A 14,089-nucleotide genomic window follows, 5' to 3' on the forward strand; every position below is an offset into this window, starting at 1 on the left:
CCAATCAATCGCCGTTACGCCGAGAACGCGCGGATCATGCCGGCCGCGACTGTGTGATGCGTCGCTTCGTCGATCAGCACGAACGCGCCCGTGCCCTGATGCGAGTCGTACACGTCGCACACCAGCGGCTTTTGCAACGTGAGCGCCACGCGGCCGATGTCGTTCATCGCGAGCTCGCGGCGATCCGTCGACTGCGACAGCGTATGCACGTCGAGCACTTCCTTGATGGAGCCGATGCGCGCGAACACAGTGTTGGTGGTCTGCTTCAGCAGATACTTGCGCTGTGTCGACAGCGGCGTGTCGTCAAACCAGCACAGGTCGGCCTCGAGCTTCTTCGCGGGTTCAGGCGCGGCCTCGCGCAGCACGAAGGTATCGCCGCGCGACACGTCGACGTCTTCCGCGAGACGGATCGTCACCGTCTGACCGGCAAACGCGCGGTCTACCGCAGCCGTGCCGCCCACCACCGGCGCGATGATCTCAGCAACCGTCGCTTCGCGATTAGCCGGCAGCACGACGATCGTGTCGCCGACCTTCACCTCGCCCGCTTCGACGCGGCCCATATAGCCGCGGAAGTCGTCGGCCTGGCTGCCGTCCTGGCGCGCGACCCATTGCACCGGGAAACGCAGCGCCTGGCCCGTCGGCACTTGCACCGGCAGCGCTTCGAGCAGATCGAGCAGCGGCTCGCCCGCGTACCACGGCATGCGTTCGCTGGCCGTCACGATGTTGTCGCCCTTGAGCGCCGACACCGGCACGAAGCGCACATCGCTCAAACCGAGCTGACGCGCGAGTTCGACATACGCGTCGCGAATCTCGTTGAAGCGCGTCTCGCTGTAATCGACCAGATCCATCTTGTTGATCGCGACGATCGCATGCTGCAAGCCGAGCAGCTTCACGATCGCGCTGTGACGCTTGGTCTGCGGCAACAGTTGCGCAACGCCGTCGACGAAGGTCACGCGCGTTGCGTCGACGAGAATGATCGCCGCGTGCGCGGTCGATGCGCCCGTCACCATGTTGCGCGTGTACTGCTCGTGGCCCGGCGTATCGGCGATGATGAACTTGCGCTTCGCGGTCGCGAAGTAGCGATACGCGACGTCGATCGTGATGCCCTGCTCGCGTTCGGCTTCGAGACCGTCGGTGAGGAGCGCGAGGTCGATTTCGTCGCCGACGGTGCGCTTGTTCTTCGCGCGCGACAACGCGGAAAGCTGGTCGCTCAACACAGCCTTGCTGTCGTACAGCAGGCGGCCGATCAACGTGCTCTTGCCGTCGTCGACGCTGCCCGCGGTGATGAAGCGAAGCACGCCGAGGTCTTCTGGTTGGTGAATGCTGCTCATGATGTTCCTTTACGTATGTCGGCGTGCTTAGAAATAACCTTGCTTCTTGCGCTGTTCCATCGCGGCCTCGGAGACCTGATCGTCCATCCGGGTCGCGCCGCGCTCCGTGATTTCGGTCACGGCCGTTTCGGCGATGATCTTTTCCAGATCGTCCGCATCGCTTTCAACGGGACACGTGCAGCTAATGTCGCCGACCGTGCGGAAACGCACCACCGCCGTTTCGCTGACTTCGCCTTCGCGCATCGGCGTGAGCGGCGTGACGGGCACGAGCAGGCCGTTGCGGCGCACGATCTCGCGTTGGTGCGCGTAATAGATCGACGGCAATTCGAGCTTCTCGCGCGCAATGTATTGCCACACGTCGAGTTCGGTCCAGTTCGAAATCGGGAACACGCGCAGATGTTCGCCGTTATGCAGACGCGCGTTGTACAGGCTCCACAGTTCGGGGCGCTGCGCCTTCGGGTCCCATTGGCCGAACTCGTCGCGGAACGAGAAGATGCGCTCTTTCGCGCGGGCCTTTTCTTCGTCGCGACGCGCGCCGCCGATCAGCGCGGTATAGCCATGCTGTTCGATGGTTTCAAGCAACGTCACCGCTTGCGCCGCATTGCGCGAATCCGTTTCGCGACGCAGACGCACCGTGCCGCGCTTGATCGAATCTTCAACGTGGCCAACCACCAGTTCCGCGCCGATCTCTTTCGCGCGACGGTCGCGGAAGTCGATCACTTCGTCGTAGTTGTGGCCCGTGTCGATATGCACGAGCGGAAACGGCAGCACGGTCTTGCGATTCGCGCCGATGCCGAACGCCTTCAGTGCGAGCGCGAGCACGACGACCGAATCCTTGCCGCCCGAAAACAGCAGCGCCGGCTTGCTGCATTCGGCGACCAGTTCGCGCAGGATATGAATCGACTCGGCTTCGAGCCAATCGAGGTGATCCATCCGGTTCGCCGTGTTGGCAAGCGGAGCGTTGACAGTGGAATCGAGCGTGGTGCTCATGTTTGGGTCCTTCGTTGATTCGCTTGTCGAGCGGTTGCTCGCGAAGCGCACAGATTCAATTCGGTATGTGCGGCGTGAAGAAGCAAAGACAAGTCTTCAACTCCACGCCGCATCAATAAGCGATGCTTCAGGCCGGGGCGTTCTCGCTGCGATCCACCGCAATCGGCGTGATCGTCGTGATGTGCAGTCCGCATTCCTTCGTGTCGCGCGACTCCCACCACCAGCGGCCCGCGCGGCTGTCCTCGCCGGGACGCACGGCGCGCGTGCACGGCTCGCAGCCAATGCTCGGATAACCGCGCGCATGCAGCGGATTCACCGGCACGTCGAACGCCTTGAGGTAATCCCATACTTCGGCTTCGGTCCAGTCCGTGAGCGGATTGAACTTCGCGATGTTGCGCGCGGCGTCGTGCTCTTCCTCGTGCAGTTCGGCACGCGTCACCGACTGTTCGCGGCGCTGGCCCGTCACCCATGCGCTGACATCCGACAGCGCGCGATTGAGCGGCTCGACCTTGCGGATCTCGCAGCAGCGCTTGCGCAGATCGACGCTTTCATAGAACGCGTTCAGACCATGTGACGTGACGTATTCTTCGACGGCGGCAGCCTGCGGATGAAACTGCTCGATGTCGTAGCCATAACGCTCTTTCACGCGATCGATCATGCCGAGCGTCTCGGCGTGCAAGCGGCCAGTATTCAGCGAGAAGATGCCGATCTTCACGCCGCGCGACAGGATCGCGTGCGTGAGCAGCATGTCTTCGGCGGCGAGGCTGCTCGCGAACTTCACGTTCGCGTGACGCGCGGCGATCGAATCGAGCAGCGCATTGAGGCGCTCGACCTTGGCAGCGAGTTCGGGCGCGAGCGACTGCGATAAAGCGGCGCTCATGCCGAAACCTTTTGCGAAGCAGCCGACGACGAAGCCGAAGCAGCGCGGCGGCGGAACAGCGGCGCCGGTTCATCGAATGCGCCCTGATACTGCACGGTGAAATCGTCGAATGCCTTGATGGCGTCGCTAATGTCTTTATCCGCGCGCACGGCGAATGCGTCGAAGCCGCAACGCAACATCAAACGCACCTGGTCGCGCAGCACGTCGCCGATGGCGCGCAATTCGCCCTTGTAGCCATAGCGCTCGCGCAGCAGGCGGCCGATGCTGTAGCCGCGGCCGTCACGAAACACCGGGAAGTCCACGGCGATTACCGCGAGCTTGTCGAAATCGCCGGCGATGTCCGCCGGTTCGCTGTCCGGCGCAAGCCACACGCCGAGTTCAGCGGCGCCACGCGAGGCGCTCAATGCGTCGCGCTCCGCTTGCCAGAATGCCAGCGGCACGATGATCTTGCCGGCCGGCAGTTCGTTCACCGCGGGCAGCGAGCCGTCTTCGGCGGGACGCACGAGCGTCCAGTCATCGTTGACGATCGCGCGATTCTTGATGATAGAAGCCATCTGTTCTGTATCCTTTGCGCGCTTACGCGTGAGCCGGTTGACGCGATGCGTACACGCGTTCCTTAAACGGAGCGATGCCGATGCGGCTGTACGTGTCGATGAAACGCTCGCCTTCCTCGCGATGCTCGACGAACGTGTCGATCACCTTCGAGATCACGTCCGGCATTTCTTCCGCCGAGAACGACGGGCCGATCACGCGGCCGAGATGCGCGCCCGTTGCGCCGGTGCCCTGCTCGCCGCCGAGCGTCACCTGATACCACTCCGAGCCGTCCTTATCGACCCCCAGAATGCCGATGTTGCCCACATGGTGATGACCGCAAGCGTTGATGCAACCCGAGATATTCAGCGACACGTCGCCCAGGTCGTACACGAAGTCCAGATCGTTGAAACGCTCCTGAATCGCGAGTGCAATCGGGATCGACTTGGCATTCGCGAGCGAGCAGAAATCGCCGCCCGGGCACGCGATGATGTCGGTCAGCAAGCCGATGTTCGGCGTCGCAAAACCTTGCGCCTTGGCCTTTTCCCACAGCGCGAACAGGTCGCGCTTCTTGACGTTCGCGAGAATCAGATTCTGTTCGTGCGACACGCGAACTTCGCCCAGCGAATACTCGTCGGCCCAATCCGCGACGGCTTCCATTTGCGCGTCGGTTGCGTCGCCCGGCGCGACGATGCCGTTTTTCAGCGACAGCGTCACGGCCGCGTAACCCGCGACCTTATGCGGACGCACATTGCGCTCGACCCAACGCGCGAAGCCACGGTTTTCGAGCAGATGCTTTTCGAACGAAGCGTCGGTGTCGGCGAGCTTCTCGTACACCGGCGGCTGGAAGTATTGCGACACGCGATCGAGTTCGGCTTGCGTCAGCGTCGAAGGACCGTCCTTCAGATGCTGCCATTCCTCTTCGACCTGCGCGGCGAACTTCTCCGGCGACAGCGCCTTCACCAGAATCTTGATACGCGCCTTGTACATGTTGTCGCGGCGGCCGTAGCGGTTGTACACGCGCAGCACGGCTTCGCTGTACGTCAGCAGATGTTGCCAGGGCAGATCGCGACGAATGACCGCGCCGACGATCGGCGTGCGGCCCAAACCGCCGCCCGCCAGAATGTCGACCACGAGTTCGCCCTGCGCGTTGCGCTTCACATACACGCCCATGTCGTGAATCTGCACGGCGGCGCGATCTTCCTGCGAACCCGAAACGGCGATCTTGAACTTGCGCGGCAGCCACAGGAACTCGGGGTGGAACGTCGACCATTGACGCAGAATTTCCGCCCACGGCCGCGGGTCGACGAATTCGTCGGGCGCCACGCCCGCGAACTGATCGGCGGTAATGTTGCGGATGCAATTGCCCGACGTCTGGATCGCGTGCATCTGCACCGACGCGAGCTTGCGCAGAATCTCCGGCGTTTCCTCGAGCTTGATCCAGTTGTACTGGATGTTCGAGCGCGTCGAGAAATGGCCATAGCCGCGGTCGTGCTCGCGCGCGATCACGGCCAGCATGCGAAGCTGGTCGCTGCGCAGATTGCCGTAGGGAATCGCGATGCGGTGCATGTACGCGTGGCGCTGGTAGTACAGGCCGTTCTGCAGACGCAGCGGACGGAACTCCTCTTCGCTCAATTCGCCCGACAAGCGGCGGCGAACCTGATCGGCGTACTGCGCGACCCGTTCATCGACGATGGTCTGGTCGTACTGATCGTATTGGTACATTCGGGGACCCCAATTTTTTGGCTTGCACACACGACGGTCCGGCGACCGGCGCTCCGGTTCCACCGCGCTTCTGAACATCCGTGTTTGTCAGCTCGATCGAGTCAGGGTTTAGACCTATCTCTCATTTGCTTATAACAAATACAGATATCCATATTGAAAAAGATGGACAGATCGTAATAAACTCGCCTTATATTTCAAACGACTAAAAAATTCTTTTGATATGCGGAGAGGTTATATGAACCTGCATCAGTTCCGCTTCGTCCGCGAGGCTGTGCGGCAGAACTTCAATCTGACCGAAGCGGCCAAGGCGCTGTTTACAAGCCAGCCGGGGGTTTCCAAGGCGATCATCGAGCTCGAGGACGAGCTGGGCGTGGAAATCTTCACGCGCCACGGCAAGCGCGTGCGTTCGCTGACCGAACCGGGGCGCATCATCCTGCAATCGGTCGAGCGTATTTTGCAGGAAGTCGAGAGCCTGAAACGCGTCGGCAAGGACTACGCGGCGCAGGATCAGGGCAACCTGGTGATCGCGGCCACGCACACGCAGGCGCGCTATTCGCTGCCCGCCGCCATCGCGGAGTTCAAGAAACGCTTCCCGAAGGTTCACCTTTCGATTCTGCAAGGCAGCCCGACGCAAGTGGCCGAGATGGTGCTGCATGACCAGGCGGACCTCTGCATCGCCACCGAGGCGATCTCCAACTATAAAGAACTCGTCTCGCTGCCGTGCTTCCAGTGGCATCACGTCGCCGTGATGCAGCCGGATCACCCGCTGCTCGACCGCAAGCTGTTGTCGCTGGACGATCTGACGCAGTATCCGCTGATCACCTACGACAACGCGTTCGCCGGCCGCACCAAGATCAACGAGGCGTTCCGGCTGCGCGCGCTGCATCCGGACATCGTGCTCGAGGCGATCGACGCCGACGTGATCAAAACCTATGTCGAACTCGGCCTCGGCGTCGGCATCATGGCGGACATCGCGTTTAACGCCGAGCGCGACCGTCATCTGCGCGCGATGCCGGTCGGCCACCTGTTCGGCAGCAACGTGACGCGGGTCGCGCTCAAGCACGGCGCGTATCTGCGCAGCTATGTGTATACGCTGGTCGAGCTTCTGTCGCCGGGCCTGAACCGCAGGCTGATCGAACAGGCGCTCAAGGGCGAACACGAAACCTACGAACTTTGATTTGACCAACGCGCTTTGCTTTGTCCGCTACGGAGACCCATCGATGACGTCGCATAAAAACAGACTTCGCGGCCTCGCCGCTCTCGGCGCGCTCTTGCTCGCCACCGCCGCGCATGCCGACATCAAGGTCGGCATCGACCTGTCGAGCACCGGCCCGGCCGCCGTGATCGGCATCACCAGCAAGAACGCGATGCTGATGTGGCCGGCCACCATCGCCGGCCAGAAAGCCGACTATATTTTTCTCGACGACGCGTCCGATCCCGGCGCCGCCGTGCGCAATATCCGCAAGCTGATCAACGAAGACCACGTCGACGTGATCGTCGGCCCGAACATCACGCCGGCCGCGATGGCCGCGCTCGATCCGGTCGCCGAGAGCCAGACGCCGATGATCACGCTGATCGGCTCCGCCAGCGTGGTCGAGCCGCAGGAAGGCAAGAAGGTGTGGGCCTACAAGATGGCGCAGACCGACAGCGCGATGGCCGACGTGATGACGCGCTACATGTCGAACCATAACGTGAAGACGGTGGGCTTCATCGGTTTCGCGGACGGCTACGGCGAAAGCTGGCTCAACGAGTTCAGCAAGTTTGCCGCGCTGCGCCACATTCAACTGGTCGCGACCGAGCGCTATAACCGCACCGACGCGAGCGTCACCGGGCAGATTCTCAAGCTGATGGCCGCGAAGCCCGACGCGATTCTGATCGCCGGCGCGGGCACGCCGACGGTGCTGCCGCAGCGCACGCTGATCGAGCGCGGTTATAAAGGGCCGATCTATCAGACGCACGGCATCGCGACGCCGGAGTTCATCAAGCTGGGCGGCAAGGACGTCGAAGGCACGCTGTTTCCGACGCAGCCGGTCGTCGTCGCGCGCACGTTGCCGGCGGATCATCCCGCGAAAAAAGCGGCGCTCGCGTTCGCGAACGACTATGAAGCGAAGTACGGCGCCGGCAGCGTCACGCAATTCGCGGGCGATGCAGCGGGCGTCTATCCGCGTCTACAGGATGCGGTCACGCGCGCGCTGAAGACGGCGCAACCGGGAACGCAGGCTTTCCGCGTGGCGCTGCGCAACGAACTCGAGCACGCCCATGAACTGGTGGTGCCGAACGGCGTCGTGAGTACGAGCGCGAAGGATCACGTGGGACTGGATCAGCGCGCGAGCGTGATGGGCATCATTAAGAACGGCAAGTTCGTGTACTTGAGCCAGTAAGCGTCTAACAAGCGACGGTTACGCGAGGAGCGGCGCTTCACGCGTAACTTAACCGCCGCGCTGAAATTGTTAAAGTAGTAGTCTTCAACCGACCGGCATTACCACACCATGCGCACCACGCGAGCCATCCACGCCGTCGAGCGCCTGAAAACGCGCAGCGGCAATCCGCAGTTCGCCGCGATCAGCCTCTCGGGCGGCCTCTTTTATCTCGTCGACAAATCAGGCGGCTCCGACAAGAAAGTCTCCGACCCGCTCACGCTGGACGACTTCGTCAAGTTCGTCGACGCATACGGCCCGCCCAAGCCTCGCAAGGCAAGCAAGCTCGATATCGCATTCGAAGCGCAGATCAAGAAGAGCAAAGGCGGTTAGAACGGTTACGGCGCAATCTCGCGCCACTGACCATCGGCCGCGCTGCTCGCCAGCACGGCGTCGATAAAACGCAGACCCGCCACGCCGTCATCCACGGTTGTCAGCAACAGACTTTCCGGCGGCAGCGCGCGGCCCTCGTTCAGCGCCTCGATCTGCAACGCCGCGTCCTTGTACAACTGCGCGAACGCTTCCAGATAACCTTCGGGATGACCCGCCGGCACCCGCGTCGCATGGGCCGCGCTCGCGCCGCTCACGCGTGCGCGCGTCAAACGCTGCGCTGCTGCGCCGAGCGGCGTGAACCACAATTCGTTGGGCTGCTCCTGATCGAATGCGAGGCTCGCTTTCGTTCCGTAGACACGCAGACGCAATGCGTTCTCCGCGCCGCTCGCGACCTGGCTCGCCCACAGCATGCCGCGCGCGCCGTTCGCGTAGCGCAGCATGGCCTGCACATGATCGTCGATGCGCCGTCCAGGCACGAACGTATGCAACTCCGCGGAAAGCGCGACGGGCGTCATGCCCGTGACGAACGCGGCAAGCTGATAAGCATGCGTGCCGATATCGCCGAGACAACCTGCCGGCCCCGCCAACGCCGGGTCCGTGCGCCAGCCGGCCTGCTTGTTCAGGCCGCCGTTTTCAATCGGTTCGGCGAGCCAGTCTTGCGCGTATTCGACCTGCACGACGCGAATCTGGCCGAGTTCGCCCGCTTCGATCATCTCGCGTGCGTGGCGCACCAATGGATAGCCGGAGTAGGTGTGCGTCAGCGCAAAGAGCCGGTTCTTCTCGCGCGCGAGTTTCGCCAGCGCTTCGCCTTCGGCGAGCGAAATGGCGAGCGGCTTGTCACACACCACATGGATGCCGGCTTCGAGAAACGCGGTCGCGACCGGCGCATGCAGATGATTCGGCGTGACGATAGCGACGGCGTCGATGCCGTCATCGCGTGCCGCTTCCACGCGCGCCATCTCGCGCCAGTCGTCGTAGCTGCGCCCGACGCCCGCTTCCGCCGCGCTCTGACGCGCGCGCTCGGGATCGGACGACAACGCGCCCGCCACCAGTTCGAAGCGATCGTCGAGCCGCGCCGCGATCCGATGCACCGCGCCGATGAACGCGCCCTGCCCGCCGCCGACCATCCCTAGCCTGAGTCTTCTGAGTCTCTTGTATGGCATCGCGCTTCTTCCTTTCGCCTGTCGTTGCTGTCGTTGCTGTCGTTGCACTGCGCTTGACTACGCTTACCTACGCTCAAATGCCGAGCACGCGTTTTAATTGCGCCGCGTCGACGCCGCTGCCCGCGAAGTCGTCGAATGCATGTTCGGCCACGCGGATAATGTGCTCGCGAATGAACTGCGCGCCTTCGCGCGCGCCGTCGTGAGGATGCTTGAGCGCGCATTCCCATTCGAGCACTGCCCAGCCGGGGAAATCGTATTGCGCCATCTTCGAGAAGATCGCGCGAAAGTCGATCTGCCCGTCGCCGAGCGAACGAAAACGCCCCGCGCGCTCGACCCAGCCGCTATAGCCGCCATACACGCCCTGCTTGCCGTTCGGCCGGAATTCCGCGTCCTTCACATGAAACGCCTTGATGCGCTCGTGATAGATGTCGATGAACGCGAGATAGTCGAGCTGCTGCAAAACGAAATGGCTCGGATCGTAGAGAATGTTCGCGCGCGGATGCTGCCTCACTGCATCGAGAAAACGCTCGAAGGTCACGCCGTCGTGCAGGTCTTCGCCCGGATGCAGCTCGTAGCAGACGTTCACGCCGGCGGCGTCGAATGCATCGAGAATCGGCGTCCAGCGGCGCGCGAGTTCGTCGAATGCGGCTTCGACCAGACCGGCTGGACGCTGCGGCCACGGGTACAGATACGGCCACGCGAGCGCGCCCGAAAACGACACATGCGCATCGAGCCCGAGACGCTGCGACGCCTTCGCGGCGAGCTTCAATTGCTCGATGGCCCATTCGGTGCGCGCTGACGGATTGCCGCGCACGTGAGCCGCCGCAAAGCCGTCGAATAACGTGTCGTACGCGGGATGCACGGCCACGAGTTGTCCTTGCAGATGCGTCGACAACTCGGTGATCGTCACGCCCGCGTTGTCCACGGTCTCGCGCAACTCGTCGCAATACGACTGACTCGACGCGGCCTGTTCGAGATCGATCAGGCGCGCATCGCACGGCACCTGAATGCCCTTGAAGCCGAGACTCGCGGCCCAACTGGCCAGGTGCGCGAGATTGTCGAACGGCGCCTCGTCGCCCATGAATTGAGCGAGAAAAATCGCCGGACCTTTGATGGTTTTCATCGTTGGGTTCCTTTAACCTTGGGTTCCTTTGATCTTGGGTTGATCTACCCATTAACGAGGGCCGCGCTTCACGATCAGAACGGCGAATCGGGGAAGTAGAACTGCTGCGCGTTTTCCTTCGTGATGAGCACCGAAGGAATGATCGTCGTGGCCGGCAGCTTCTCGCCTTTAAGACGTGCCTCGGCGGTGAGCTTGATCGCGTCGTAGATGAACTTCGGCGAGTACGACACGTCGGCCTTGATGAGCGGCGCGCCATCCATCACGTTCTTCACCATGCCCTTCGAGCCCGCGCCGCCGAATACGATCTTGACGTCGCTGCGCTTCGCCTGGTCGATGGCCTTCAGCACGCCGACCGCCATGTCGTCGTCGGCGGCCCAGACGGCGTCGATGTGCTTGAAGCGCGTGAGGTAATCCTGCATCACCTTGAACGCGTCGTCGCGATTCCAGTTCGCGTATTTCGCGTCGAGAATCTTGATGTTCGGATAGCCCTTCAATACGCCGGTGAAAGCGGTCCAGCGTTCGTTGTCGAGCGTGGTCGGAATGCCGCGCAGCGCGACGATGTCGCCCTTGCCGTCCAGCGCTTTCGCCAGAAATTCAGCGGGGATTCTGCCGAACGCGGTGTTGTCGCCGGCCACGTACGCATCTTGCGCGCTGGTGTCGGTCAGGCCGCGGTCCACCACCGTCACATACACGCCCTTCTTCTTCACCTGCGCGACCGGTTGCGTGAGCGACGCCGATTCGAACGGGAAAATCACGAGCGCATTGATCTTGTTGACGGTCACGAGATCCTGCAACTGGTTGGCCTGCTCGGGCGAGCCGGCCGCGGTCTTGACGATCACTTTCAGATTCGGATGTTCTTTCTCAAGATCGGCCTTCGCCTTGTTGGCCCACCAGACGATGCCGCCCGTGAAGCCGTGATCGGCGGTTGGAATCGCGACGCCCAGCGTGACCTTGTCGTCGGCGCGCGCGATGCCCGCCGTGCTCACTATGCCCAACGCCAGCATGCCGGCGCCGATCGCTCGAATGACCTGCTTCATGGTGTGTCTCCTATCTGATGTTGTGAGGCGATCGTGCGCCCCTTCCGTTGTTTCACCGTGAATCACCGTGAATCGCTACCGCCTTCCGCGTTGAACGAACGCGACGAAGATAATCACCACGCCCTGCACCGCCGCGTTCAGATACACGCTGATGATGCTGGTGAGATTCAGAATGTTGGCGATCACCGACAGCAGGATCGCGCCGACCACGGTGCCGACCACGCGTCCTTCGCCGCCCTTGAGCGCCGTTCCGCCGACGACCACCGACGCAATCGCCTCCAGTTCCCACAGCAGGCCGGTGGTCGGCGTCGCCGAGCCGAGGCGCGGCACGTACAGCACCGTGGCCACGCCGACGCAGATGCCGAGCAGCACATACGTGACGATCTTCACCGTGTCGACGCGTATCGCCGCATAACGCGCGACCTGTTCGTTCGAGCCGATCGCCTGCACGTGCCGGCCAAATGCGGTGCGGTTGAGAATCAGCGCGCCGCCTGCGGCCGTCACGAGAAACACCCAGATCGGCACCGGCACGCCGAAGAGGCTCGCGTAATACACCGGCCCATAAAGATCGGATAACGAATTGTCGAGCGTCAGCGCGCCGCCGTCGGCGAGCCAGGTCAGCACCGCGCGAAAGATGCCGAGCGTGCCCAGCGTGACGATGAACGGCTCGATGCGTCCTTTAGTGATCAGCAAACCGTGCGCGCAGCCGAACAGTCCGCCGAGTACGAGCGCGAATGCGATGCCCAACGTGACGATGACGAGCGGCGGGAACGTATGGCCGCCGACGCCCGCCGCGAGCCCGTTCATCAGCCAGATCATGCTGCCCGCGATCAGCGCGGCCATTGAGCCGACCGACAGATCGATGCCGCCCGAGATGATCACGAACGTCATGCCGACCGCGATGATGCCGATGAACGACGTGCGCGTGAGCACGTTCATCATGTTGTCGAGCGTGGCGAAATCGCGGTTCAGCAGCGTGCCGGCGATGCACAGCGCGATCAGGCCGGCGAACGGCCCAAGCGCATACAGACGATGCGCGAAGCGCAACGCGCGGCCGGATTGCACGGCTTCAGTGGGTGCCGGTCGCATGAGCGATCAACTCCTCTTCGGTCAGATGGTCGAGCGTGAGCGTGGCTTGCAGACGTCCCGCGCGCATCACGGCGACGCGATGGCACAATCCGATCAGCTCGATCAGTTCGGATGAAATGACGATCACCGCGCGGCCTTGCGCGGCGAGACGATGAATCAGGAAATAGATGTCGCGTTTCGCGCCGACGTCGACGCCGCGCGTCGGTTCGTCGAGCACGATCACGTCGGGCTCCGGCTGCAGGAACTTGGCGAGCGCGAGCTTCTGCTGATTGCCGCCCGAGAGCATGCGCGCGCGGCTCGACAGATCGCCCGTGCGTATGCCGAATTCGCTCACCGCATGCTTCAACGCGTCGCGGCCCGCCTTCATGTCGAGCAGCGGATGCGCGTAGCGTTCGAGCGTCATCAGCGTGACGTTGTCCTGCAGGCTCAGGTTCACATGCAGGCCCTTGCCCTTGCGGTCCTCGCTGAGATACGTGAGGCCGTGACGCATCGCATCGCGCGGGCTTTTCAGATCGACGGCATGCCCGGCGATTTCGATGCGCCCAGCCGTGCGCTTGCGCAAACCGATGATCGCTTCGAAGGCTTCGGTGCGGCCCGCGCCGACGAGTCCGGCGAAGCCGAGCACTTCACCGGCGCGCACGTCGAAGCTCAGATTGTCGACCCACTCCGGCACCGCGAGCCCTTCGACTTTGAGCGCGACCGGCGCGCTCGCGGACACGGTGATCTTGTCGGGGAACATGTCGGACACGTCGCGGCCGACCATCAGGTTCGCCATCTGCTGCCGCGCAAGCGCCGCCGTTTCGTTGCGCGCGACGAAGCGGCCGTCGCGCATCACGATCACTTCGTCGGTGATGCGCTCGACTTCATCGAGCTTGTGCGAGATGTAGACGATGGTCGCGCCGTCGGCCTTCAGCTTCGCCATCAGCGTGAAAAGCCGCTCGGTTTCGGACGGCGTGAGCGTAGCGGTCGGCTCGTCCATGATGAGCAGACGCGCGCGGCGCGACAGCGCCTTCGCGATCTCCACCATCTGCTTTTCCGCGACGATCAGTTCGCGCACCTTCGTATCCGGCGCCTTGTCGAGACCCACCTGCGCGAGATAACGCGCGGCTTCGGCGCGCATCGCGGCGTCGTCGACGAACCAGCCGCGCCGCTTCTCGTGGCCGAGGTACATGTTCTGCGCAATCGTCAGATGCTCGGCGAGGTTGAACTCCTGGTGAATCAGCACGATGCCTTGCGCTTCGGCGTCGCGCGATCCGGCAAAGTGTTGCGCATGGCCGTCGACCAGCAACGTGCCCGACGTCGCGGTTTCGTAGCCGGCGAGAATCTTCATCAGCGTCGACTTGCCCGCGCCGTTCTCGCCGAGCAAACCGTAGATGCGCCCAGGCGCGAGATCGAAGCTCACGCCGTGCAGCACGCACACGGGGCCGAAGTCTTTGCGGATGTCGTCGAAGCGGATCGCGAGACTCATGG

Annotated in this window: 13 protein-coding genes; 3 read left to right on the plus strand and 10 right to left on the minus strand. The window is 62.9% G+C overall.

All coding sequences use genetic code 11. From position 1 onward, the window contains the following. Positions 1 to 14: 14 nt before the first annotated feature. The 5 genes from C8K18_RS08415 to C8K18_RS08435 all read right to left on the minus strand — a co-directional run bounded on the left by C8K18_RS08415 (position 15) and on the right by C8K18_RS08435 (position 5,457). Positions 15 to 1,331, minus strand: coding sequence for a sulfate adenylyltransferase subunit 1 (locus C8K18_RS08415; RefSeq protein ID WP_053857662.1), 1,317 nt, complete (start codon positions 1,329 to 1,331; stop codon positions 15 to 17). Positions 1,332 to 1,358: 27 nt separating this feature from the next. Next, positions 1,359 to 2,321, minus strand: coding sequence for a sulfate adenylyltransferase subunit CysD (gene cysD / locus C8K18_RS08420; RefSeq protein ID WP_006048560.1), 963 nt, complete (start codon positions 2,319 to 2,321; stop codon positions 1,359 to 1,361). A gap of 127 nt (positions 2,322 to 2,448) precedes the next feature. After that, complete coding sequence (locus tag C8K18_RS08425) at positions 2,449 to 3,201, minus strand: phosphoadenylyl-sulfate reductase (RefSeq protein WP_029971109.1); 753 nt, start codon at positions 3,199 to 3,201, stop codon at positions 2,449 to 2,451. Beyond that, on the minus strand, positions 3,198 to 3,755 hold the full coding sequence (locus C8K18_RS08430; protein WP_006048562.1) for a DUF934 domain-containing protein: 558 nt from the start codon (positions 3,753 to 3,755) through the stop codon (positions 3,198 to 3,200). Before C8K18_RS08430 ends, C8K18_RS08425 begins: the two co-directional genes overlap by 4 nt. Before the next feature lie 22 nt (positions 3,756 to 3,777). Next, positions 3,778 to 5,457 carry a nitrite/sulfite reductase gene (locus C8K18_RS08435; protein WP_029971107.1) on the minus strand — a complete coding sequence of 560 codons (1,680 nt, stop codon included), beginning with the start codon at positions 5,455 to 5,457 and terminating at the stop codon, positions 3,778 to 3,780. 235 nt (positions 5,458 to 5,692) lie between these two features. On the opposite strand from C8K18_RS08435, the gene C8K18_RS08440 reads away from it, so the two are divergent. The 3 genes from C8K18_RS08440 (at position 5,693) to C8K18_RS08450 (ending at position 8,207) form a co-directional block, all read left to right on the plus strand. After that, positions 5,693 to 6,634, plus strand: a complete 942-nt coding sequence (locus C8K18_RS08440; protein ID WP_029971106.1) for a CysB family HTH-type transcriptional regulator — start codon at positions 5,693 to 5,695, stop codon at positions 6,632 to 6,634. Positions 6,635 to 6,677: 43 nt separating this feature from the next. Beyond that, a complete protein-coding gene (locus C8K18_RS08445) occupies positions 6,678 to 7,838 on the plus strand; it encodes an ABC transporter substrate-binding protein (protein WP_006048565.1) in 1,161 nt (386 codons plus the stop codon). A gap of 108 nt (positions 7,839 to 7,946) precedes the next feature. Beyond that, on the plus strand, positions 7,947 to 8,207 hold the full coding sequence (locus tag C8K18_RS08450; protein WP_006048566.1) for a hypothetical protein: 261 nt from the start codon (positions 7,947 to 7,949) through the stop codon (positions 8,205 to 8,207). 5 nt (positions 8,208 to 8,212) lie between these two features. Here the strand turns inward: C8K18_RS08450 and C8K18_RS08455 are convergent, their stop codons facing one another. The 5 genes from C8K18_RS08455 to C8K18_RS08475 form a co-directional block, all read right to left on the minus strand. Further along, a complete protein-coding gene (locus C8K18_RS08455) occupies positions 8,213 to 9,370 on the minus strand; it encodes a Gfo/Idh/MocA family protein (RefSeq protein WP_107707214.1) in 1,158 nt (385 codons plus the stop codon). 73 nt (positions 9,371 to 9,443) lie between these two features. Beyond that, positions 9,444 to 10,493, minus strand: coding sequence for a sugar phosphate isomerase/epimerase (locus tag C8K18_RS08460; RefSeq protein ID WP_053857659.1), 1,050 nt, complete (start codon positions 10,491 to 10,493; stop codon positions 9,444 to 9,446). Positions 10,494 to 10,567: 74 nt separating this feature from the next. Next, positions 10,568 to 11,530, minus strand: coding sequence for a substrate-binding domain-containing protein (locus tag C8K18_RS08465; RefSeq protein WP_006048569.1), 963 nt, complete (start codon positions 11,528 to 11,530; stop codon positions 10,568 to 10,570). Between the two features lie 75 nt (positions 11,531 to 11,605). Beyond that, on the minus strand, positions 11,606 to 12,619 hold the full coding sequence (locus tag C8K18_RS08470) for an ABC transporter permease (RefSeq protein ID WP_006048570.1): 1,014 nt from the start codon (positions 12,617 to 12,619) through the stop codon (positions 11,606 to 11,608). Beyond that, positions 12,600 to 14,087: a sugar ABC transporter ATP-binding protein gene (locus tag C8K18_RS08475; RefSeq protein WP_107707215.1), complete on the minus strand. Its 1,488-nt coding sequence runs from the start codon at positions 14,085 to 14,087 to the stop codon at positions 12,600 to 12,602. The genes C8K18_RS08470 and C8K18_RS08475 overlap by 20 nt, the downstream gene beginning before the upstream one ends. Positions 14,088 to 14,089 lie beyond the last annotated feature (2 nt).

Source organism: Paraburkholderia sp. GV068 (genome assembly GCF_003058125.1).
GTDB lineage: Bacteria > Pseudomonadota > Gammaproteobacteria > Burkholderiales > Burkholderiaceae > Paraburkholderia > Paraburkholderia graminis.